Raw genomic sequence first — 21,425 nt, 5'->3', positions numbered from 1 at the left:
TTTAGCATTACATAAGGTTATGGCAACGCTCATTATTTATGCCGTTGAACTGCTGCTCTCCAGCAAGCAATCTCATGCGACCGATCAGATAAGGTGAGATTATGCTCAACAAATTCCCATCGTCGATTACCGCCTCATTGGACCAACGCGCCGACGGCCACTCCCTTCCAGCGGGGCTGTACACCAGGGATGACGTGTTCCAGGCGGACCTAGACGTCTTCTTTGCGAACCACTGGATTTACGTTGGCCTAGAATGCGACGTGCCCGAAGCTGGCGACGCGGTCGTTATCGATATCGGCAACACCAGCCTCATCATTCTGCGGGACGACGACAACGAAATCCGCGTCGTTCGGAACGTCTGCCGTCATCGTGGCTCCAGAATCCTCGACCCAGGCCCGACCGTTATTTCCAAGCTCGTTTGTCCGTATCACCAGTGGACCTACGAACTCACAGGCGAACTGAGCTACGCCCCGCATATGGGCAAGGATTTCGACAAGAGCTGCAAAAGCCTGAAGGCGGTCAACTTCAAATCGATTGGCGGCTTGATCTATATCTGTCTTTCGGACAATCCGCCCGAGGATATCGCCGACCTCGAGCAGGCCATGCTCGAGCGACTGGCTCCTTACGATATTCCCAATGCCAAGATCGCGCATCAGATGGACGTTATCGAGAAGGGTAACTGGAAGCTCACGATCGAGAACAATCGGGAGTGCTACCACTGCTCGGCCAACCATCCTGAACTCTGCGTTTCCTTCGTCGATCTCGACTTCGGTTACGATCCCGAAAGCCTGAGCCCCGAAGACCGCGAACAGGCCGAGGCCCATTTCGCGATGTATGAGGCCCGCACGAAGGCATGGGAAGAAGAGGGCTTTCCCTCGGCCGCCATCGAACATATGAGGAACTGCGAAACCAACTTCCGGACCCAGCGCCTCATCATCGCCGGTGCGGGTGAGTCCCAGACCGAGGATGCCACGGCCGCGTCTTCAAAGCTCATCGGACACATGACCCGCAAGGACCTCGGCGATATGCATCTCTGGGGTCACAACAGCTGGAACCACTTCATGGGCGACCATGCGGTGACCGCCATCGTAATCCCGTTGTCTGCCGATACGACGCTCGTGAGGACGAAGTGGCTCGTCCACAAGGACGCCGTCGAGGGCATCGACTACGATCTCCATAAATTGACCCACGTATGGATCGAAACCACCAACCAGGATGCTGATCTCGTCGCGCGTTCGCATTCCGGCATACAGGACCCCGCCTATGAACCGGGCCCTTATTCCAGGTTCAGCGAAGTCGCGCTGAACGATTTCGGCACCTGGTATGTCGAACGGATGCGCGCCCATGGCTACTGAGCAGTTGTCAATAGCGAGCAAAGCCATTTCCGACACATGGAACCCGGAAACCGACGACAGGCTCGTCTGCATCGACGTCCATGACGAAACGCATGACGTGAAGAGCTTCACATTCGTGTCGCCGGATCGAAAGCGGTTTTCGTTCAGCGCCGGTCAGTATTTCATGTTCGAACTCGGCCTCGAAAACGAGGCGGACGGCCGCTGTTACAGCATCTCGTCCTCCCCCTTCCGGACAAACGCTATCACCATTACGGTGAAACGCGTTCCCGGAGGTAAGATATCGAACTGGCTGCACGACAACCTCGTGCCGAACACGGTCGTCAAGGCCTCAGGGCCTCTTGGTCGGTTCGTAAGACCGTTGGCCAAGAAGTATCTATTTCTTTCCGGTGGATCAGGCATTACGCCGGTCATGTCCATGGCGCGGGAATTCGCGGATGCGGCGGAGCCGATCGACATCGTTTTCGTCCATGCCGGGAGGACACCGAAGGACTTCGTTTTCCGAAACGAGCTTTCCCATCTCGCGGAACGGACGAAAGGCTTCCGGCTGCTGCTTCTGCCGGAAGACATCGCAAATGAGCGGTCGTGGCCCGGTATGACGGGCCGCATATCGAAGGAACTGCTTTCGCTGGCCGTTCCGGACATCGCGGATCGCGTCGTGATGTGCTGTGGGCCTGCTCCGTTCATGCGCGCCGCCAAGAGCATCAGCCTGGAAGTCGGGGTGCCTGCCGAGAACTACCACGAGGAGAGCTTCGATGCCGCGGTGATCGAGGAAGCGCCTCCGCCGATCGTCGATGCGGTCGAGACACAGACTTTCAGCGTTCAATTTTCGAAGCAGGGTAAATCGGTCGACGTTCGCGCCGACCAGACTGTCCTTTCCTGTGCAAAGAAGGCCGGGGTAAGAATACCGTCGTCCTGTGCGAACGGAATTTGCGGGACTTGCAAGTCGAAGCTCACAAGCGGAGCCGTCGATATGAAGCACGACGGCGGTATCCGGCAAAGGGAGATCGACGCGGGTTTCTTTCTACCCTGCTGCTCGAAACCTCTCAGCGATCTCGTAATCGACCGCTAAAGGCACCGCGGAAGCTCGGCGATCTGACCAAACCTCCGTGTTCAAGGATGCGCCACTTTCGCTCTTTATTAGGGCTCACTTGCGGTCGTCAAATCGCGGTGAAGCCGTTGTCGACAAACAGGTGGGCGCCGTTGACAAAGCGGGATTCATCGCTGGCGAGATAGAGCGCGGCCTGCGCCACATCCTCGGGTTCACCGATGCGGCCCTGTTGGGCGGCGATGGCGGCCTCCGAAACGTCGACGCCCAGAGCCTGCAACTCGGAAACCTCCCGCAGACCATGCGGCGTTCTGATGAAACCCGGGCACACCGCATTGCAGCGGATGTTGCGGTCGCGAAACTCGACGCCGATCGCCCGAGCGAACATATGAACAGCACCCTTCGTGGTGTCGTAGAGGACTTCCATCGGCGTCGCGGCCACGGCGGAAATCGACGACGTGCAAACGATCGAGCCACCGCCCGCGGCGATCATTCCCGGCAGCACTGCCCGCGTCATCAGAAACATGGAGCGGACATTGACCGCGTGCAGCCAGTCCCACTCCTGAACCGTCGTTTCCAGGAACGGCTTGATGACAATCGTTCCCGCGTGATTGAACAATACGGTGACCGCGCCGAATGCAGCTTCCGCTCCTTTCACCGCGTCGGCAACTGCCGCCTCGTCAGAGACATCCGCCACCCAGTGCGCAGCTACGCCTCCGGCACCGCGAATGTCTTCGACGGTTTGCGCGGCGGCGTCGCCATTCCGGTCGATGATCGCGACCTTCGCGCCCTCCTGCGCGAACAGTCGGGAAGCTGCCGCTCCCATACCCGTCGCCCCACCGGAAATGATTGCAATCTTGCCTTTTAATCTATCCGTCATGCCCTTGCCTCACCTATCACGATTTTCACAATATTCTTGCGGACGTCAGCGATATCACTTTGATCGGCATTGAGCAGACGCAGATCGGCATGGCGGCCGCTTTTGCCGATCGCCTGATAATGCAGGTTGGCAATATGCAACGGTCCGTCCGGTCGATCCTGGCGATCATGCCGTGGTCGCTCGCGTTTTCGTCCAGCTCATCTCAACGCTCGGTGTTCAAAGCCCTGCCCCGTGGGCTGCTCGCTCCAGCTCCTCACGAAAATCCGGGTGGGCGAGCCCGATCAGCGCCCTTGCTCGCTCGGCCACGGACTTGCCCTTGAGGTTCGCCCATCCATACTCAGTCACAACGATATGCGTGTCGTTGCGCGATGTTGTCACCGGTCCCGTCAGCGCCGGAACGATGCGCGAGAGCGTACCTTTCGCCGCTGTGGAATGACAGGCGATGATCGAACGACCGCCCCGCGAGGCATAGGCGCCGCGCACGAAATCAACCTGGCCCCCGGATGCACTGAACTGCCTTCCATTCATGAACTCCGAATTGCATGCGCCGTTCAGATCAATCTGTAGCGTCGCGTTGACCGATACCACCCGGTCATTCTGCGCGATGACGAAGGGATTGTTCACATAGTCGACCGGATAGGCCTCAACCTCCGGGTTGTCGTTCAGGAAGTCGTAAAGCGCCTGATCTCCAAGTGCAAAGGTGAAGATCGACCGCCCGGCATGGGTCTGCTTGCGGCTGTTATCGACCACGCCCGCCTTGACTAGCCTGGCGAGACCCGGCGTCATCATTTCCGTATGAATGCCAAGATGGCGATGCCCTGAAAGCCCAGAGCATACCGCGTCAGGTAAAGCGCCAATACCCATTTGGAGGCAGTCACCATCGTCTACCAGGCCCGCGATGATCGCCCCGATGGCGTCATCCACTTCATTGCGCGGGGCCGCAGGCAAGATCGGCAGGCTGACATCGTTTTCAACCAGCGCCGTCACGCTTGACACGGGGATCATGCAATCGCCCCGCACATAGGGCATGTTGCGATTGACCTCGAGGATCAGCCGAATTCCAGGCTTTCGCGATACCGTGAGCGCATAGTCGGTACTGGCGCCAAGGCTGAAATTGCCATCCGCGTCCATCGGCGAGACGGTTGCAATCAACGTGTCCACACCGACATGCTCGACCATTGAGCGCGGCACCTGGCTGAAATGACAGGGTACAAAGTCGACGGCAGGCAACGCCTCCGCCGATCGCCTCTTGTCAAGCGCACGCTCCACGCCCCCATGAAAGTAACTCATGGGGGTGATCCGGTCGCGCAGGTCGAAATCGAATACGCTCGTTCCCGCGACGCCAGTGCAAAGGAGATAATGGAGTCGCACATCTTCTATGGCTCTCGCCCTGGCCCGTTCGGCAAACGCCGCCAAAATGGCGGGTGGCTGACCGGCAGCCAGTGGCATCGCGACCTTCGCCCCGGACGGAATCATCGTGACCGCCCCGTTCGCGGACGTCAGCCGGTCGCGATACAGCCTCTGATGGATCGTCGTCATTGGGTCCTCCTCCCAGCGCACTTTTCAGAACAAATCAGCATCCACTTCCATGATCACATCATCACCGGCATTCGCGACCGTTGCCAGCGCTTTCGTCTGCCGCAGAGCGTTCCGTCGCCAGCTTGCCCGCCCCTGTCGAAGGCCTCGGATGCTGCGTGGAACAAACGCAATCATCATTGCTGTTAATATACAACATATGATTGAATAATCATTTCATCATGGACAATTATTAAGTATTTTCGAAAATAGAAAATTTCCTTCCAAGTCGCTTCCGATAGTACTGTTATTGAGTTGAGGGGCGTCAGCCACAATGCGGGCCGACAAGTACAAGAGCAACTTCCTGCTTTTTAGCAGTGAAGCGCGTTCTGTCTTTGGGTTGGGCAAATGAAAATTGACGAGCAGCTGGATACTGGACCTTCGGGAAGAGATTGTTACGCAGACGACGTCGGAAGCTTTGCTCGACAAGGCGGCTGCGCTACTGGACCCGATCTCCTCCGCCAGAACTCTTGGATCGCAGGCAAAAATGCTGTCCGGCACTATATCGATGAGCCTGCGATACTGACTGGTTGGCGTCCATCATTTGAAGCTAACAACCAACGCCTACCAGCGCGCGTGTAATCGTACTTAAACGCTGTACGACCGCACTCTACGGCCGGCTCCAGCTGAAGTGCTGCGGAGTAAGACGATGACTCCGCATCCAGCTCTGTTACCGAACTCGCCAGGATCAATCCAATCAGAACGACCCCAATCACGGCGAGGTCCGCAATGCAGCGCGAGCCGATGTCGGAAATTTTGTCGACGCAGCGATCGACGTAGTCGGGATTATGATCTTTTTGCATCTTTATCTCCTTTTTCGCATGGGCGCGCGCGGTCAAAGGCTACTTTGCCGCTACGGACGCGCCCGATTGTTCGACAGCAGGATTCGAGATGGTTGAATGTCCCTTGAAGATGCGGCGGACCGCAACGAACAGAACCGGGATGATGAATATTCCGAGGAAGGTCGCGGAAATCATGCCGCCCATGACACCGATGCCGATCGAGTTCTGACTGCCGGATCCCGCTCCATCGGCGGTGGCCAACGGCAATACGCCAAGAATGAAGGCAAAGGACGTCATCAGGATCGGACGCAGCCTTTGCCGCGCAGCTTCAAGAGTGGCCTCGATCAGCGGCTTGCCGGCACTCTGCTGGGCGATGGCAAACTCGACGATCAGGATCGCATTCTTGGCGGCGAGCCCTATCGTCGTTAGCAATCCGACCTTGAAGTAGACGTCGTTCGCCTGGCCGAAAACCGTCGCGGCCACGAGCGCGCCGAATACGCCCACGGGGATGGCAAGCATGACCGCGAACGGAATGGACCAGCTTTCATAAAGCGCTGCCAAGGCCAGAAAGACGACAAGAACCGAAATGATGTAGAGCTGGAGCGCCTGATCACCCGACAGCCGTTCCTGCGCCGAAAGGCTTGTCCACTCATGCGAGAAGTCGCCAGGCAATTGCTGCATCAACCGGTCGATTTCATTCATTGCCTGTCCCGAGCTTGCGCCAGCCGCGGCCGCGCCTTGGATCTGGACGGCAGATGCGCCGTTGTAGCGCTCGAGCCTTGGCGAGCCATAGTTCCAATGTCCGCTGGCAAAGGCCGAGAAGGGCACCATGTCGCCGCGACTATTGCGCACGAACCAGCGGTCGAAATCCGAAGGCTGCATCCGGAAACTCTTATCCGCCTGCACATAGACGCGTTTCACGCGCCCACGATCGACGAAGTCGTTGACATAGGTGCCTCCCCAAGCGGTCGACAGCGTGGAATTGATATCGTCAAGACTAAGCCCGAGAGCGCTCGCCCGGCCCTGATCGATGGAAACCGCATATTGAGGCGTATCCTCCTGGCCGTTGGGGCGGGTACCGGTCAGCTGCGCGTTCTGGGATGCAAGGCCGAGCAACTGGTTGCGGGCGGCCATTAAGGCATCGTGCCCGACGCTTTCCGTATCGCGGATGAAGAAGTCGAACCCATTGGAATTGCCAAAACCCGGCACCGCCGGCGGTGCGAGAGCGATGACGCGCGCATCGCGGATATTGCCGAATGCCGTCATGGCGCGTGCCGCAATGGCTTGCGCCGTGGACTCCGGCGTCGTTCGCTCCCCGAAATCCTTCAGATCGATAAAGGCGATGGCGAGGTTTTGTCCCTGACCGCTGAAGTTGAAGCCGATCGTGCCAAACACGCCCTGCACATTCTGCTTCTCGTCAGTCAGGAAATGCTGAATGACCGTGTCGAGCACCCGGCCGGTCCTGTCGGCTGTCGCGCCCGGCGGAAGCTGGATCGTGGCAAAGAGGCGGCCTTGATCTTCCTCGGGAAGAAAAGCCGTCGGCAGCCGGTTCATCAGAACACCAGTGACCGCCGAGACCGCCACGAACAGGATTATCGCCACGGACATCCGCTTTATCAAAACGCTGACACCGCCTTGGTAAAGCCGGGTGCTGCGCTCGAAGCCGCGATTGAACAAGCGGAAGGCAATCCGTTTCGGCACATGGGCTTGCGGCTTGCGCAGTATCGTCGCGCACAGCGCCGGCGTCAGAATAAGGGCCACCAAGGCGGACAGGACCATCGCCGACACGATCGTCACCGAAAATTGGCGATAGATGACACCGACCGAACCGGAAAAGAAGGCCATCGGAATGAACACGGCTGACAGCACCGTGGTGATGCCAACGAGTGCGCCGCTGATTTCCTGCATCGAGCGGATTGTGGCTTCGCGGGGGCTGAGGCCCTCCTCTTCCATAACCCGTTCGACGTTCTCGACAACAACGATGGCATCGTCCACCAGGAGCCCGATGGCCAAAACCATGCCGAACATCGTCAGCGTGTTGATCGAATAGCCGAATATTGCGAGGATCCCGAAGGTCCCCAGCAGCACGACGGGCACGGCGAGCGTCGGGATCAGTGTCGCTCTCAGATTCTGGAGAAAGACATACATCACGATGAACACCAGCACGATGGCTTCGAGCAGCGTCTTGATGACGCCTTCAATCGAGAGCCGGACGAAAGGCGCCGTGTCATAGGGATATTCGACCTGAACATTCGCGGGAAAGCGGCTGCTCAGCCTCTCGATCGCTCCCTTCACCGCATCCGCTGTATCGATGGCGTTGGCTCCGGTCGCGAGGTTGAAGGCGATGCCGGCGGCGGGATGAGTGTCGTAGATACCGGTTGTGGTGTAGCTCTCGGCGCCCAGCTCCACAGATGCGACATCCTTCAGCTGCACCAGCGCGCCATCTTCCTCGCTTTTGAGAATGATCGCCTCGAACTGCTCCTTGGTCTGCAATCTGCTGCCCGCCGTCACGGTGGCATTGATTTGCTGTCCCAGCTGCTGCGGTAGGGCTCCCAACTGACCCGCCGACACCTGAGCGTTCTGGGCCTGGATGGCATTGCTGACGTCGTTTACGATCAAATCGTATTTTGCCAACTTGTCGGGATCGACCCAGATGCGCATGGCGTAGCGCGAACCGAAAATCTGAGTGTCGCCCACCCCCGGTATGCGGCGCAGCGTATCGTTCATCGACGTATCGATGTAATCCGCGAGATCGTTTGCCGTCAGCCGGTCGTCCGTCGAAACGAAGGAGGCGACCAGGAAGAAGCTCGACGTCGACTTGGAGACGGTGATGCCCGTGTTCTGCACGACCTGGGGCAGCCGCGCTTCGACGAGCTGGAGGTTGTTCTGCACCTGCATCTGCGCGACATCCGGGTTCGCCGTGCTGGTGAATGTCAGCGAAATCGACGCCTGCCCCGTCGAGGTCGATGTGGAGGTGATGTAATCGAGATTGTCGATGCCCGTCATTCCCTGCTCGATAACCTTCGTTACCGAATTCTCGACGGTCTGCGCGTCCGCGCCGGGATAGTTTGCGGTGATCCGCACCGTGGTAGGCGCGATCTGGGGATATTGCGAGACCGACAGCCTGGCAATCGACAGCGCACCCGCCAACATCACGGCGACCGCAATTACCCAGGCGAAAATTGGTCGATCAATAAAAAAGCGAGACATTGTACTACCTTACCGTGTGGCGGTGCCGGAAGTGTCACTGGACGACCGATCCGCCGTCGCCTGATTGGATTGCGTTTCGACGGCGTGGACTTCACCGGTCCTTTCATCGACGCTGACAGCACTCACCTCGACCTCTTGGCCGACCTGCGCTTTCTGCAGCCCGTCGATGACGATGCGGTCGCCGGCGGCGACCCCGGCGTTGACGAGCCAGTTGTTTCCGACGGTCCGATCGACCGCCAGAACGCGCTCCTCTATCTTGCTGTCCAGGGTTACAAACCTGGCGGTAGCCTCTCCCCGGGCGTTCCGCGAAACGGCCCGTTGCGGCACCAGAAGCCCGTCCTGGATGACCCCTTCCTCGACGATGGCACGAACGTACATGCCGGGCATCAGTAGTCTATCGGGGTTTGGAAAGATGGCGCGGATGGACACGGTTCCGGCACTGGCCGATACGGAGGAATCGAGAAATTGCAGCTTTCCAGGATTGGGATAGCGGCTCCCGTCTTCAAGCAGCAGCTCCACCGTGACAAATTCGCCATTTGTCTTCATCCGGCCGCCCGCAAGTGCCTTTCTCAGCCGGAGAATGTTGGCGCTGGATTGCACGACATCCACATTGATGAGATTCAACTGACGGATCGTGGCCAATGCCTGTGCTTGATCGGCCGTAACGAGCGCGCCGGGCGTAACGCTCGATGCATCGATCCGGCCGTCGATCGGCGCACGGATCTTCGTGTATCCGAGATTGATGCGGGCCGTTTCCAGCGCTGCATTTGCGGCGGCGACATCCGCCTCGGCTTGCACCAGTGCCGTCTGCGCATCATCGAAATCCTGCTTGCTGACGGCATTTTGCCTGCTGAGGCTCATGAAGCGATCAAGCCGCCCCCGGGCGCTTGGAACCGCACCGTTTGCCCGCTTGAGTGCGGCATCGGCATTTCGATATGTCGCTTCGAAGGGCGTGGGATCGAGTTCATAGAGAACGTCGCCCGCCTTGACCTCCCCGCCCTCCTGAAAGTTACGGCTTTGGACGATCCCGCTCACTCTCGGCCGAATTTCAGCCATGAGGAACGCGCTCGTCCGTCCGGGCAGTTCAGCGACCAGGGTAACGCTCCTGGATTCCAGCGTCTGTGCACCAATCGCCGGCTTCGGCGGAGCTTGGCGTTGCTGCGCGGTCTGTTGATCGCTGCAAGTCGTGAGGCTTGCAATAATGGCGGCTCCGAAAGCGGCCCGCAAAACTAAATTTGGCACGATTGCCCTCATAAAAAATTTGATTGGGAGGGCCTGTGGTCTGGAAATCCACAACGCCTTGGCCCGGAGCAGCACGAACTTGCTTGTCAAAGTTCGAATGTTCTCAGGCTATGCGCCGTCTGTCGCAGAGTTGTGCCAACATCCCACGGAGTGTGTATCAATTTGTATCCGATTGAGCGGCGCCGGCAGTTCCGGAGACATTTTTATACAATTTTTCAGATGTCGAGCTCGCCCTAAAGAGTATAGTCGTTCTGTTTTCCAACTAGGGATAGAGACGCCCGGCCATGCACAATGAGCCTCACATCATTGTCGTTGACGACCATCGCGATATTCGTGACTTGGTGGGTGCCTATCTTTCGCAACACGGCTATCGGGTGAGCGTCGCCGATAGCGGCGCGGCGCTGCGAAAGTCACTGGAGCGTGGCGCCCCCGACCTCATCATTCTCGATATCATGATGCCGGGGGAGGACGGGCTTTCTGTCTGTCGGCAAATTCGTACCAGTGCCGAATTACCCATCATATTCCTGACGGCCATGACGGATGACACCGATCGGATCATCGGATTGGAGTTGGGAGCGGACGACTATCTGGTGAAACCGTTCAACCCACGCGAGTTGCTCGCACGGGTGCGCGCCGTGTTGCGCCGGACCTCCAGCGTGCCATATGCGCGCGAGACGCCGAAAGATCAGATTATTCGCTTCAACGGATGGCGGCTTCACGCCAAGCGAAGGGAATTGCAAGCCAGCGACGGCCTCGGCGTGGCGTTGAGCACTGCGGAATACCGGCTTTTGAAAGTGTTTCTGGACCATCCTTTCATGGTCCTCACCCGCGAACAATTGCTTGATCTGACTGTGGGGCGCATAGCCGATCCCTTTGACCGCAGCATCGACAATCAGGTCAGCCGCCTACGAAAGAAAATCGAGCCGGACCCGAAGAATCCCACCATCATCCAGACCCATTGGGGCGGCGGCTACAGTCTGGCAGTTGAAGTCGAGGTGCTATGACCTCCTGGTGGAAAAAAAGTCTCGCGGGCCAGTTTATCGGCTTCGTGCTGGCAGCGTTGCTGGCCGGGCAAACCATCGCGTTTCTCATTTCGTCCAATCAGCGCGAAGCCGCGATACGGCAGGCAATTGAAGGTGACTTCGTCAGCAGAACGGCCGCCTTGTCGAGCGTGCTTGAAAAGCTTCCCGTCCAGATGCGGCATGACGTGCTGCTCGGGAATTCGACAGGCTATGCACGTTTCTGGATTTCAGCAACAAATCCGCAGTTGGATGCGGGGGCATGGTATCGCGTCGCGCAAGCCTATCTCAGCCAGCGCATCGCTGAACTTATCGCCAACAATGGCGCCGCCGACGCCGCCATCCTGGCTGCGGCTGAAAAAAGCCGTGTTGGCAACGAAGACCCTCAGCTTTCGAACTGGGCGCCGCTCCGATCCAGCCTTTGGCAGAATGATTCCGACACCGTACATTTCTTGCACTTCTCGGACGGCGAGGGGATGGGAATCGCGAAGCAGCTGAACGATGGAACTTGGCTGAATGCCGCTTATTACAAACCAACACCACCAGATATGCTGACCTCGCAGTCACTGCTCTCCATAGGGATCACGGCTGCGGTCCTGAGCCTGATCGGGATTCTAATTGCAAATCGCATTGCGCGTCCATTGCGGGATCTTGCCTTATCGGCGGAGGCTCTCGGCAGGGGCGAGATCGTTGCGCTTTCTCCGCCCAAAGGGCCGGACGACATCCGCCAGCTATACGAATCCTTTGATCGGATGCAGCTGAGATTACGCCGCTTCATCGACGATCGAACGCGGATGCTTGCCGCCATCGGACATGACCTGCGAACGCCGCTGACGACGTTGCGCCTGCGTGCCGAATTCGTGAAAGATCCCGAGCTCCAGCAGAAAATACTCGCGACCGTCGATGAAATGCAGATGATGACGGAGGAAACCCTCTCGTTTGTGCGCAGCGAAGCCGCGTCGGAAGAAACCCGCACGATCGACGTTGCAGCGCTTCTCGGCAGCCTTTGCGACGATCTTGCCGAGCTCGGCCACGATGTGAGCTTCTCGGAGACCGATAGAATTAGCTATCGTTGTCGCCCCGATAATCTTAAGCGGGCGGTGCGGAACCTCATCGAGAACGCTCTGCGCTACGCCGGCAATGCTTCGGTCAGCATTCAAACCTCTCAGACGTCGATCGCAATACTGGTTGACGACGACGGACCGGGTATTCCAGCCTCCGAATGCGAACAGGTTTTTGCCCCGTTCTACAGGATCGAACATTCCCGCAATCGAGAAACGGGCGGGGTCGGCCTGGGGCTATCCATTGCAAGAGCGATCGTTCGCCATCATGGCGGCGACATCGTCTTGTCACCGAACAATCCCGGACTGCGAGCGGCTGTCGTCTTGCCGTTACTGTAACAAACGGTCGCTGCGGATCCATGTTTCCATGAGCCTCGTCGTCTTCGCGGGACGGTGCAACGCTGGCATATGCCGAAAACTCTAATCCCGGCCGCAACTCCCATTCAACGTCGGGGCGGCAAGCCGGCCACCTTGGCTCCCGAAATTTGTTGAGGCGTTCAATGCAACGAGACAATAGCTTTTTGTCACGGCCTATCCGTGATCGAGTCGGCTGAGACGAATGCTGACATTTACAGCTTCATCCATGAGTTGCGGGATCACTATCAGATAGCGAACATCATCTATCATGGGCTGAATCTCCCCGGTCCGGAGGCGTATATCGTTCTGGCAACCTGTGACCCCATATGGGTGAAATAGTATCTCGACCATCAGATGGTTGACACCGATCCGATCATACGATCCGCTCGATGCGGCCTGTCAATTGGACCGACGTCGAGCGGAGGCAAGAAGCGCCGAACGGAATTACTGAAGCGAGGTGGCCACTGCGGGCTGCAATTTTACAATGAGATCATCGGCACCCTTTTGGATTCCGACTTTGGACGCCCCCAGCGGTCCCAAGCTTGCTCCCACATTGAGCGCACCAGGATACTGCTTCGAAACGTAGGCCAAGAGCAGTTTGTTGGTGGCGCTGTCGTATAATTCGACAGAGTAATTGACGGAGCCGCTGAGTGTCCCTTCTTTTCCACGGGCCGCCTGAACGCTGTTGACCGCCAGCCCGAGGGGCATAATTTTTGCTGCCGTGGAGAGAACCGGCGCGTTCGACTTCGCGCCTGTCAATGTCAGTCTGAGCCTTAGCGTGGCAGGACCTGGTATCGAGGTCAGCGCGTATTTTGACTTCAACCGGTTTTCGAATGTGTCTTTCATATAGGAAGCAAGAGCGATCTTGTCTTTGTCGCTTGTATTGCCAAACTGGTGATCGCGATCTCTGTAAATTGCGACAGGCTCGACGATCACCGCGGAGTAGGCCCTGAAATTCACACCGCCACCGGAATAGAGCAGTGGAACTTTTCCATCCTTGTTGTGCGTGTTCACAGATAGTTGTCTGGAAGAGGCGATGCCTTGGTAGGCCACCGGATCGGTGCTAGCGCAGCCAGCCGAGACGGCCGTTAGCGCAACCAAAGCAGCACGGAAAAAACCCAGAAAATTTACTGGCATGAGAAACTCCTGATGGGACAATGAATGAGTTTTGGAGGCACCTGGGGGCAAAAACTTGCGCGGCCAGGCGAAAGAGAAAGACGTCGCGACATCCGCGATCTGCCTTGATATGCGATGCTCAGATAGCGTGGCGGTCCGCCTGATTGCTTTCAGGGGACGATAATCGACACCGGAAGAAGGCCGCTTTCGCGGAGATATTCGACTAGTTCGGAAAAAGGGATCATGGCCAGAATGAAAAGAGCGTCTCGGATCGTCGCCAGCAGCGCTTTTCGAGAAATGGCGTGGGCCTGTCCCCACTTGAACATAGAGACATCCGGCCAGAACAATGGTGTGCGACGGGCATATTCCGCGTATTGTTCGCCGAACAGATGCGCCAAGTATAGTGCTTCCCGTTTCGCCGTATATCTGAACACGATGTAGGCGAGCAGCGTGAAAATCGCCGTGGCGAGCAGGCTTCCAAACACCAGGCAGACGCCGCTGATCGTAATCAGGGAAAAGAGATAAAGAGGATTGCGGGTGACCGAATATGGCCCCTCGGTCACAAGCTCCAAATTTTTCAGGCCGCCAACATAGACGATCGACCAGATCCGACCGATGACGCCAAACGCAATCAGTAATGTTCCCATCTGGGCGAACAGCGCCAGAGCGAGGCTTCCGAGGGGGAAGATCGGACCGGCAACAAGATGGAAAGTGATAAACGCGGCAGTGAGTGCCCAAAGCGCCCAGATTCGCGACTTTTGCTTGAAAGGTCGATCAGACGATGTCATGAAAATGGCCATTGTTTTCAGCTCTATAGTGTTCAAATAACGACACAGACGCCGGCACGCGCGATTTCGCGGCCGCAGCCGTGCCCGATGACGCTTTGCACTCTTGCAATTCGATCTACGGGTTCGTTGGCTGCCTTGGCAGGCCAGCAGCCTTTGCCAGGTATTGAAGATCGTAGTATTTCTCGACATCCGTCAGCACCTTGCGCGGCTCCCCATACTCGCTCCGCAAGGCCAGCACGGTTTTTATTCCCGCCATGTCGAGGTCACCTGTCCGGTTGATCCCCTTTTCGGGGTGCAGAAGGATTTCGTAGGTCACGTCGGCAAACGTCTCCGACATATTCGGCATATTCCGACGCAGGATTACGATAGCCTCAGCCTTGTTGGCCGGCTCATAGAGCCAGTCGAGAGCGGTAAGATATGCGCGTATATAGCCGACGAGTGCCGCCTCGTTGTCGTTCGCCCAGCTTCGACGCACGGAGAAGGCCGTGCCCTGATAGCGGCCAAGAACATCGTCGGCATCGGCCAGCAGATTGAAGCCTCTGACTTGCGCGGCCGCGTGCATCGGCGAGATCAGGAGCGTGCCTGACTGCCGTTTCTCCATTAGCGCCTGGAAACGCTCCTGCAACCCGCCGACGCTGACGAATTCCACATCGGAGAACTTGAGCCCGCCTTTTTCCAGCAGCTTACGCAGTACGAACGCATAGCCGGTCGTGACGGCGTCAACGGAGAGCTGCTTTCCCTTGAGATCCGCATAGCTCTTCACCTCCGGCACAGTTACGAGCTGCAGAAAGCCGTGGTTGCCGGCGCCCATGAAGGCAAAGATGTCGGGCGTCTCTTTTGTCGGCGCTTCGCCCTGCCCTTCCATATAAGCGATCACATTGTCGATCCCTGCCATGGCGATGTCGAACCTGCCGTCGATAAGGCCGGTCATCAGAAACTCCGAGTTCGGCGTCGGCGTCAGCGTCACCGCGATACCGTTGCGATCGAAATATCCTTTCTCTTGCGCCGCCCAGATCGGCCAGTTGTGGGGGCTCGGAAACGCAATCACCGATATCGATTTCGGTTGCTCGGCGGCGGCGGCCCCGGCGCTCTCAAGCGCGGCATATAAGGATGCCACACCAAAAAATGCGGTCGCCGTTGAAAATAGCATCGCTCTCTTCCACGTTTGCTTGATGCTCACTCGCGGAGATCTTATTGGCCATATTCCGGATGTTGTGCCCAGTAAGCGTCTCATTGAGCCGAATCGTGCGACCCTCGGCGCGGCTGGCCGCTGCTCCTCGACGAGGACCGAGCTCAAATAATCAAATGCAAGTCGCATGCCGACGTCTCCGAAAGTTCCGATACCAACGGTTTGCAGCGGGACGATCAAGGAACTGTCAAGACGAGATCAAGATACTGTCCGGAAACGGTGGTATTGTCGTGGCGGCTCGGTTTGGAATTTGCAGACGTCCTCATTGTCAATAATAGTTCTGCCTTCAGCGTCGAGACGGAGGCAGACGAAAGAATTGCAGGGAATAAGCGTGGACAACAGTCTCGTTCTGATCGTTGAGGATGAGCCGGCAATCGCGGAAATACTCGAAGCGTATCTGTCGCGGGACGGCTTTCGAACCGTCCGGGCCAGCGATGGCGAAACCGCCCTTCAGCATCATGCTCAACTGAAGCCCGATATCGTGCTACTCGATGTGCGTATCCCGAAACTCGATGGTTTCGCTGTTTTGAGTCGCCTGCGTCAGACCAGTTCTACGCCTGTCATTATGGTGACGGCTGTCGCCGATGACCTCGACCGCTTGAGCGGCCTGCGTCTTGGCGCCGACGACTATGTCGTCAAACCGTTTAACCCGCAGGAAGTCGTCGCTCGGGTCAGGGCGGTTCTGCGTCGGACCCTGGGAGAACGACAGGATACAATCCAAAGGTTTCGCGCCTTGGAAGTGGATTTCGGCAGCTACTCCGCCGTCATCGACAAGGACGGAAAGCGCGTACCACTGTCTCTGACGTTGAGCGAGTTCCGAATTCTCGCCCATATGATCCGCCATCCGGGCCGGGCTTTTGCGCGGTCCGATATTCTCGACGCCTGCCTGCCCGACAGCGATGCCCTGGTTCGCACTGTGGACATGCATATTTCCAATCTTCGGCGCAAGCTGGAGGATATGGGGCAGAAGGGCTTTTTCCCTGCGGTACGCGGAGTTGGCTACCGTTTCTTCGATCCCGAGTGAAGATGCCTAGATTTTCCAACTTTTCATTGGCCACGGTCACCGCGATTGTAATTGCAACCATGCTCGTTCTCAGCGTCGGCATGACTGGTCTAGGGGTCGGCTGGTATGCCTCCTATATCGAGCAAGGTGCAACGGATAACCTGCCGCCGAGTGCCGAGGCCGCCTTTAGGGATTTGAACGAGGCTGCCGTTCATGACAGGGATGCGCTCAAGATTCTGCTCGATCATATCGAAACGCAGACGGATCTGAGAATTCAACTTTCCATAGTGATTTCCAGCCTGTTTTCCGCTCTGACATGCGCCATCATCGGGATATATCTGGTACGACGGATCGTAAGTCCCCTGGAAGAGCTTACCTCAGCCGCTAAAGCCCTGGAAACGGGAGATTTTTCGGTGCGGGTCGCCGCGTCTCTCAATGGCACCCGTGAAGTATCCAGCCTTGTGGAGAGCTTCAATGCTCTTGCTACGGGTCTTGAGACGATGGAAGAAAGATTGCGTTTCAACAATATGGCGGTCGCGCATGAACTGCGCACGCCGCTGACGATTCTGCGAGGGTCGCTGCAGGGCATGCTCGACGGTGTGTTTCCCATGAGGCGGAAGACCATTTCCGATCTTTTGCTTCAAGTCGAAGGCCTGGCAAGAATTGTCGAGGATTTGCGCACGCTTTCATTGGCAATAGACCAGAAACTCGTGATGCAGCGTCAAAGGCTTGATGTTGCCGAAGTCGTCAAAGCCATTCTTGCATCGGCGAAACCCCTGGTCGACGCATCCGGGTTTCAAGTCGAGACCGATCTTCAGCCGGCCTGGATATCAGCGGACTCGTCCCGTATCCGTCAGGCTGTGCTGGCTCTTTTGGAAAACGCCTGCCGCTATGCAGCAGGCGGTGGTCGGCTGCGTTGCGAAACGGAGCAACTGGCGGATGGAAGCGTCGTCATCCGCGTTCTCGACCGTGGCCCGGGCTTTCCTGAGGATATGCAGGCGGTCGCGGTCAATCCATTTTGGCGGGGCGATCCATCGCGCTCGCGCGCAACTGGCGGAACAGGGCTGGGGCTCTCCGTGGTACGGGCCATAGCAATCGCTCACGGAGGACATCTCGAGCTTGAGAACCGAACGGGCGGCGGTGCGACTGTAGAAATCCACCTGCGGCGAGAATAGGCCGTGATGCGAACCTATTCAAATGACCTTCGCGATTGAGTTGTTGCAGCAATTGCGTCTGTATAGAGCTGTCGGTTCAACATTGCGTATCCTCATGAGCAGGGCGAACAGACCTCGGGCCTGACACCATATTGCCTGGAGGATGACCGGAACTAGCCACAAAACCAGTCGATAAATGCCCGAAGTTTTGGCGACTGAGCCCGTGAAGGGTAATACAGCTGGAACTGGACGGGACGCGGCTCGAATTCTGTCAGGAGTTCGACCAATTCACCTGCTTCGATGGCAGGTATTTCCGTCTCTCTAAAAAGTTGGGCGATGCCGAGGCCCGAGCGAACTGCGAAGTCGAAGTGGTGATTGTCATCGAACACCAGTCGTGGTGACGGATCAAGACGGAATACCTGACCGTCGATATTGAAGGTCAAGGGCACCAATCGCTGGCTCGCCGGAAACCTGTAGCGGATAAGCTGATGGCTTGTGAGATCGTTGGGATGCTGGGGGATGCCAGCGGCTTCCACGTAGGAGCGCGAGGCCAGCACGGAGCGGCGGAGACTTGGACCGATAGCGCGAGCGATCATATCCATCTCCAGGGTATCTGCAAAACGGATGCCCGCGTCGAAACCGCCGGCAACGATATCGGTCAATCGATCATCCGTTGTCAGTTCGACCGCGATGTCCGGGTAGTGCCGGACGAAAGCAGCCAGCCGCGGCAAGATGCAGACCTGAGCCGCCAACCGCGACAGGTTGATCCGCAAATTGCCCGCCGGGCGCTTTTCCACAGTCCGGACCCGGTCGAGTGCGTCCGCGATGTCGCTGAAAGCCCGATCCGTGTTTTGTAGGAGGAGGCGACCGGCCTCGGTCAACCGGACACTACGGCTTGTCCGCTCGAAGAGCCGGGTTCCGACAAGAGATTCGATCTGCCGGATTTTCTGCGACACCGCCGACGGCGTTATCCCCAGCCGGCCAGAGGCGGCGGTAAAGCCGCCTGTCGTTGCGACCATGCGAAACACGGGCAACAGCGAGAAAAGGTCGCTTCCAATTGTTAAGTTCTGCTTCATGGCCTTTGAAGTATGGCCCGCCTTAACTTCACGATCAAGGTGAAATATCTAGTAAACATCCTTGTAAACTGGAGTGACCCATGACCGAAGATTTAACCCCCAAGACACAAAGTCTGCCAAATAACCTGGCGAGCGCGATTGATGTTGCGATCGAAGCCGCACTTGCCGAGGGCCGCATCGCTGGTTGCGTTGTGCTGGTCGCCGAAGATGGCAAGCTTGTTTACGAGCGGGCAGCGGGCCACGCCGACCGCGAGACGGGCAGGCAGATGCAGATCGAAACGCCCTTCCGTTTCGCCTCTGTGACGAAGGCCCTCACAACCATGGCCATGTTGAAGTTGATAGAAGCCGGACGTTTGTCACCCGAAGACAGAGTAACGAAGTATCTTCCGGGGTTTGCGCCTCGTCTCGCCGATAGCTCGATCGCCGACATCAGGATCAGTCACCTGATGTCGCATACGGCCGGCTTGGACTACCGCTCCCAGCAACCTACGGATGGACCTTATGCCCGCGCGGGGGTATCGGATGGCCTTGATGAGAGCCGGGGGTCACTCGACGCAAATCTAGCCCGCGTCGCGAGCGTACCGCTGGACCGGGCGCCTGGCGAAGGCTGGCGCTATTCCGTGGCGACGGATGTTCTCGGCGGCGTCATCGAGGCCGTCACCGGCATGACGCTTCGCGACGCCATCAGCGCCCTGGTATCGGAGCCGCTACAACTGGGTGCGGCGTTTCATTGGCCCGATGAGGATCTTGCCGTCCCTTATCACGACGGCGAACCGGCGCCGGTGCGGATGGCCGTCGGCGTCGAGTTGCCGCAGCGTTACAGCGAGGGGCCGGGCGTTCGTTTCGATCCAGGTCGCATTCGAGACTCGACCGCCTGGCCGTCGGCCGGGGCGGGCATGGCCGGCCGCTCCCGCGATGTGCTGACCCTGCTTGAGGCCTATCGCACCGGCAGTTTCCTGAGCAATGATCTGCGTGAAGCGGCAAGGAAGCCGAGAGTCGGCGCGGAGGCACAAGCGATGGGTCCGGGGTGGGGGTTTTCCTGGCTCGGTGCCGTTCTGATCGACCCGGCGTCTACCGGTAGCCAATGGAGCAGCGGGTCGGTTTCCTGGGGTGGAACCTATGGCAATTGGTGGGGTATCGACTTCGCCAAGAAGAGAAGCGTCATCTCCATGACGAACACGGCCTACGAGGGAATGTCGGGCAGGTTCGCGCAGAGCATCGCGGCGGCGACCTCGATGCCACTCTCGCGGACCAGCGTCATGAAATAGCAATTCTAAAGCGCAGGGATGCAAATGGAAGAATAACGATCACGGCTAGTAGATCGCAGCTCCCGCTTTAACGCATCCCCACGGTGACGGATGTCGCCTCAAACATGTTGAACCGGCGCCGCGCAACAGCACGGCGCCGGTTCGTCAGATGCGGCTAGACGGCGATGGCGGGATAGTCGGTATATCCTTCGGCGCCGCCGCCATAAATGGTCGCCGGATTTACCTCCGTCAGCGGAGCAGTGGTCTTCAGCCTCTCGACAAGATCAGGATTGGCGATGAATGGCCGGCCGAATGAAAAGAGATCAGCCTCGCCCTTCGTAAAGCGCGACGTCGCGAGTTCCAAGTTGTAGCCGTTGTTGGCAATGTAGGTGTTTGCGAATTTGGCCCTAAGCTCTGCGTAATTGAAGGCAGCAGCCTCATGCGGCCCTCCTCGCCCACCTTCGACAACATGGAGATAGGCGACACCCAGCTGGCCCAATTTCTCGGCGATATAGTTGAATTGCGCCTGCGGATCGCTCGATGCGATGCTATTGACCGGCGAGATCCGCACGCCCGTCCGTTGGGCACCGACCTCCGCGGCCACGGCGGTAGCGACCTCCAATATCATCCGCGCCCGACCTTCGACCGAGCCGCCGTAAGCGTCGGTACGCGTGTTGGAACCATCCTTGGCAAACTGTTCCAGCAGATAGCCGTTGGCGCCGTGAACTTCGACACCATCAAAGCCCGCCGCAATTGCGTTGGCGGCGGCGCGACGAAAATCTGCGATGATGCCGGAGATCTCATCAAGTTCGAGCGCGCGAGGTTCGGACACGTCAGCGAACGAATTGTTCACAAAGACCTTGGTCTCGGGCTTGATAGCGGAGGGTGCAACCGGCGCTTGGCCATTCGGCTGCAAATCGACATGCGAAACACGCCCCACATGCCAGAGCTGCAGAAAGATGTGCCCGCCTTTGGCATGCACCGCGTCGGTCACTTTCCGCCACCCGTCGATCTGAGCTTGCGTATAGATACCCGGCGTATCCTGATAGCCCTGCCCCTGCTGCGAAATCTGCGCACCTTCCGATATGATCAGGCCAGCAGTCGCGCGCTGAGAATAGTATTCCACCGCGAGTTCGCTCGCCACGAAGCCAGCGCCAGCTCTGTTGCGGGTCAAGGGGGCCATGACGATACGATTTGCAAGCGTCAGTGCGCCGAGTGTGTAGGGTTCAAAAAGTGCGTTGTCAGTCATTTCGTTTCTTTTCTTTCGTCCGGATTTCAAGGTTCTCTGTCGCGCCTCGGAGTTTCGCGCCGAAGCTCGGCACAGGC

The 21,425-nt window shown here is 58.0% G+C and carries 17 protein-coding genes; 7 read left to right on the top strand and 10 right to left on the bottom strand.

The features are described from left to right. Positions 1-101: 101 nt before the first annotated feature. Positions 102-1,355, top strand: a complete 1,254-nt coding sequence (locus tag EX00_RS25005) for an aromatic ring-hydroxylating oxygenase subunit alpha (RefSeq protein WP_047464104.1) — start codon at positions 102-104, stop codon at positions 1,353-1,355. Further along, the gene (locus EX00_RS25000; protein ID WP_047464103.1) at positions 1,345-2,424 is read left to right on the top strand and encodes an FAD-binding oxidoreductase; all 1,080 of its coding nucleotides are present in this window, start codon (positions 1,345-1,347) and stop codon (positions 2,422-2,424) included. The genes EX00_RS25005 and EX00_RS25000 overlap by 11 nt, the downstream gene beginning before the upstream one ends. Positions 2,425-2,512: 88 nt before the next feature. Here the strand turns inward: EX00_RS25000 and EX00_RS24995 are convergent, their stop codons facing one another. The 5 genes from EX00_RS24995 to EX00_RS24975 form a co-directional block, all read right to left on the bottom strand. Then, positions 2,513-3,280 (bottom strand): SDR family NAD(P)-dependent oxidoreductase, encoded by a 768-nt coding sequence (locus tag EX00_RS24995; protein WP_047464102.1) that lies wholly within the window; start codon positions 3,278-3,280, stop codon positions 2,513-2,515. Continuing rightward, a complete protein-coding gene (locus tag EX00_RS31560; protein WP_155294135.1) occupies positions 3,277-3,420 on the bottom strand; it encodes a hypothetical protein in 144 nt (47 codons plus the stop codon). Before EX00_RS31560 ends, EX00_RS24995 begins: the two co-directional genes overlap by 4 nt. 76 nt (positions 3,421-3,496) lie before the next feature. Continuing rightward, positions 3,497-4,819 carry an acetyl-CoA hydrolase/transferase family protein gene (locus EX00_RS24990; protein ID WP_047464101.1) on the bottom strand — a complete coding sequence of 441 codons (1,323 nt, stop codon included), beginning with the start codon at positions 4,817-4,819 and terminating at the stop codon, positions 3,497-3,499. An 878-nt stretch (positions 4,820-5,697) separates the two neighbouring features. Next, positions 5,698-8,847, bottom strand: coding sequence for an efflux RND transporter permease subunit (locus tag EX00_RS24980; RefSeq protein WP_047464099.1), 3,150 nt, complete (start codon positions 8,845-8,847; stop codon positions 5,698-5,700). 9 nt (positions 8,848-8,856) lie between these two features. Next, complete coding sequence (locus EX00_RS24975) at positions 8,857-10,089, bottom strand: efflux RND transporter periplasmic adaptor subunit (RefSeq protein WP_234709106.1); 1,233 nt, start codon at positions 10,087-10,089, stop codon at positions 8,857-8,859. Between the two features lie 284 nt (positions 10,090-10,373). Here EX00_RS24975 and EX00_RS24970 point away from each other — a divergent pair, with 284 nt between their 5' ends. Further along, positions 10,374-11,093, top strand: coding sequence for a response regulator (locus EX00_RS24970; protein ID WP_047464097.1), 720 nt, complete (start codon positions 10,374-10,376; stop codon positions 11,091-11,093). Continuing rightward, the gene (locus tag EX00_RS24965; RefSeq protein WP_047464096.1) at positions 11,090-12,508 is read left to right on the top strand and encodes a sensor histidine kinase; all 1,419 of its coding nucleotides are present in this window, start codon (positions 11,090-11,092) and stop codon (positions 12,506-12,508) included. The genes EX00_RS24970 and EX00_RS24965 overlap by 4 nt, the downstream gene beginning before the upstream one ends. A gap of 462 nt (positions 12,509-12,970) precedes the next feature. On the opposite strand, the gene EX00_RS24960 is transcribed toward EX00_RS24965, so the two are convergent. The 3 genes from EX00_RS24960 to EX00_RS24950 form a co-directional block, all read right to left on the bottom strand. Continuing rightward, positions 12,971-13,663, bottom strand: a complete 693-nt coding sequence (locus tag EX00_RS24960; protein WP_052210948.1) for a DUF3313 domain-containing protein — start codon at positions 13,661-13,663, stop codon at positions 12,971-12,973. 149 nt (positions 13,664-13,812) lie between these two features. Next, the gene (locus tag EX00_RS24955; RefSeq protein ID WP_047464095.1) at positions 13,813-14,442 is read right to left on the bottom strand and encodes a methyltransferase family protein; all 630 of its coding nucleotides are present in this window, start codon (positions 14,440-14,442) and stop codon (positions 13,813-13,815) included. Between the two features lie 103 nt (positions 14,443-14,545). Continuing rightward, positions 14,546-15,580: an ABC transporter substrate-binding protein gene (locus EX00_RS24950; protein WP_047464094.1), complete on the bottom strand. Its 1,035-nt coding sequence runs from the start codon at positions 15,578-15,580 to the stop codon at positions 14,546-14,548. Positions 15,581-15,950: 370 nt separating this feature from the next. Here EX00_RS24950 and EX00_RS24945 point away from each other — a divergent pair, with 370 nt between their 5' ends. Together EX00_RS24945 and EX00_RS24940 are read left to right on the top strand one after the other, a co-directional pair. Beyond that, positions 15,951-16,643 (top strand): response regulator, encoded by a 693-nt coding sequence (locus EX00_RS24945; RefSeq protein ID WP_047464093.1) that lies wholly within the window; start codon positions 15,951-15,953, stop codon positions 16,641-16,643. 2 nt (positions 16,644-16,645) lie between these two features. Further along, positions 16,646-17,797 carry an ATP-binding protein gene (locus EX00_RS24940; protein ID WP_047464092.1) on the top strand — a complete coding sequence of 384 codons (1,152 nt, stop codon included), beginning with the start codon at positions 16,646-16,648 and terminating at the stop codon, positions 17,795-17,797. Positions 17,798-17,949: 152 nt separating this feature from the next. On the opposite strand, the gene EX00_RS24935 is transcribed toward EX00_RS24940, so the two are convergent. Then, positions 17,950-18,852, bottom strand: a complete 903-nt coding sequence (locus EX00_RS24935) for a LysR substrate-binding domain-containing protein (RefSeq protein WP_047464090.1) — start codon at positions 18,850-18,852, stop codon at positions 17,950-17,952. Between the two features lie 80 nt (positions 18,853-18,932). Here EX00_RS24935 and EX00_RS24930 point away from each other — a divergent pair, with 80 nt between their 5' ends. Next, a complete protein-coding gene (locus EX00_RS24930) occupies positions 18,933-20,120 on the top strand; it encodes a serine hydrolase domain-containing protein (RefSeq protein WP_047464088.1) in 1,188 nt (395 codons plus the stop codon). A gap of 154 nt (positions 20,121-20,274) precedes the next feature. On the opposite strand, the gene EX00_RS24925 is transcribed toward EX00_RS24930, so the two are convergent. Next, positions 20,275-21,348, bottom strand: a complete 1,074-nt coding sequence (locus tag EX00_RS24925) for an alkene reductase (RefSeq protein ID WP_047464086.1) — start codon at positions 21,346-21,348, stop codon at positions 20,275-20,277. Positions 21,349-21,425: the final 77 nt, after the last annotated feature.

The sequence above is a fragment of the Martinezella rhizogenes genome (assembly GCF_000799715.1).
Taxonomy (GTDB): domain Bacteria; phylum Pseudomonadota; class Alphaproteobacteria; order Rhizobiales; family Rhizobiaceae; genus Rhizobium; species Rhizobium rhizogenes_C.
Note: the sequence above shows the minus strand (reverse complement) of the source record. Positions and strands in the feature narration are given on the sequence as shown.

Coding starts and splice junctions, on each gene's coding strand:
- EX00_RS24930 (WP_047464088.1), top strand. CDS start 18,933: ATGACCGAAGATTTAACCCCCAAGACACAAAGTCTGCCAAATAACCTG.
- EX00_RS24980 (WP_047464099.1), bottom strand. CDS start 8,847: ATGTCTCGCTTTTTTATTGATCGACCAATTTTCGCCTGGGTAATTGCG.
- EX00_RS24925 (WP_047464086.1), bottom strand. CDS start 21,348: ATGACTGACAACGCACTTTTTGAACCCTACACACTCGGCGCACTGACG.
- EX00_RS24990 (WP_047464101.1), bottom strand. CDS start 4,819: ATGACGACGATCCATCAGAGGCTGTATCGCGACCGGCTGACGTCCGCG.
- EX00_RS24995 (WP_047464102.1), bottom strand. CDS start 3,280: ATGACGGATAGATTAAAAGGCAAGATTGCAATCATTTCCGGTGGGGCG.
- EX00_RS24965 (WP_047464096.1), top strand. CDS start 11,090: ATGACCTCCTGGTGGAAAAAAAGTCTCGCGGGCCAGTTTATCGGCTTC.
- EX00_RS24960 (WP_052210948.1), bottom strand. CDS start 13,663: ATGCCAGTAAATTTTCTGGGTTTTTTCCGTGCTGCTTTGGTTGCGCTA.
- EX00_RS24950 (WP_047464094.1), bottom strand. CDS start 15,580: ATGCTATTTTCAACGGCGACCGCATTTTTTGGTGTGGCATCCTTATAT.
- EX00_RS24940 (WP_047464092.1), top strand. CDS start 16,646: ATGCCTAGATTTTCCAACTTTTCATTGGCCACGGTCACCGCGATTGTA.
- EX00_RS24970 (WP_047464097.1), top strand. CDS start 10,374: ATGCACAATGAGCCTCACATCATTGTCGTTGACGACCATCGCGATATT.
- EX00_RS24935 (WP_047464090.1), bottom strand. CDS start 18,852: ATGAAGCAGAACTTAACAATTGGAAGCGACCTTTTCTCGCTGTTGCCC.
- EX00_RS25000 (WP_047464103.1), top strand. CDS start 1,345: ATGGCTACTGAGCAGTTGTCAATAGCGAGCAAAGCCATTTCCGACACA.
- EX00_RS25005 (WP_047464104.1), top strand. CDS start 102: ATGCTCAACAAATTCCCATCGTCGATTACCGCCTCATTGGACCAACGC.
- EX00_RS24955 (WP_047464095.1), bottom strand. CDS start 14,442: ATGGCCATTTTCATGACATCGTCTGATCGACCTTTCAAGCAAAAGTCG.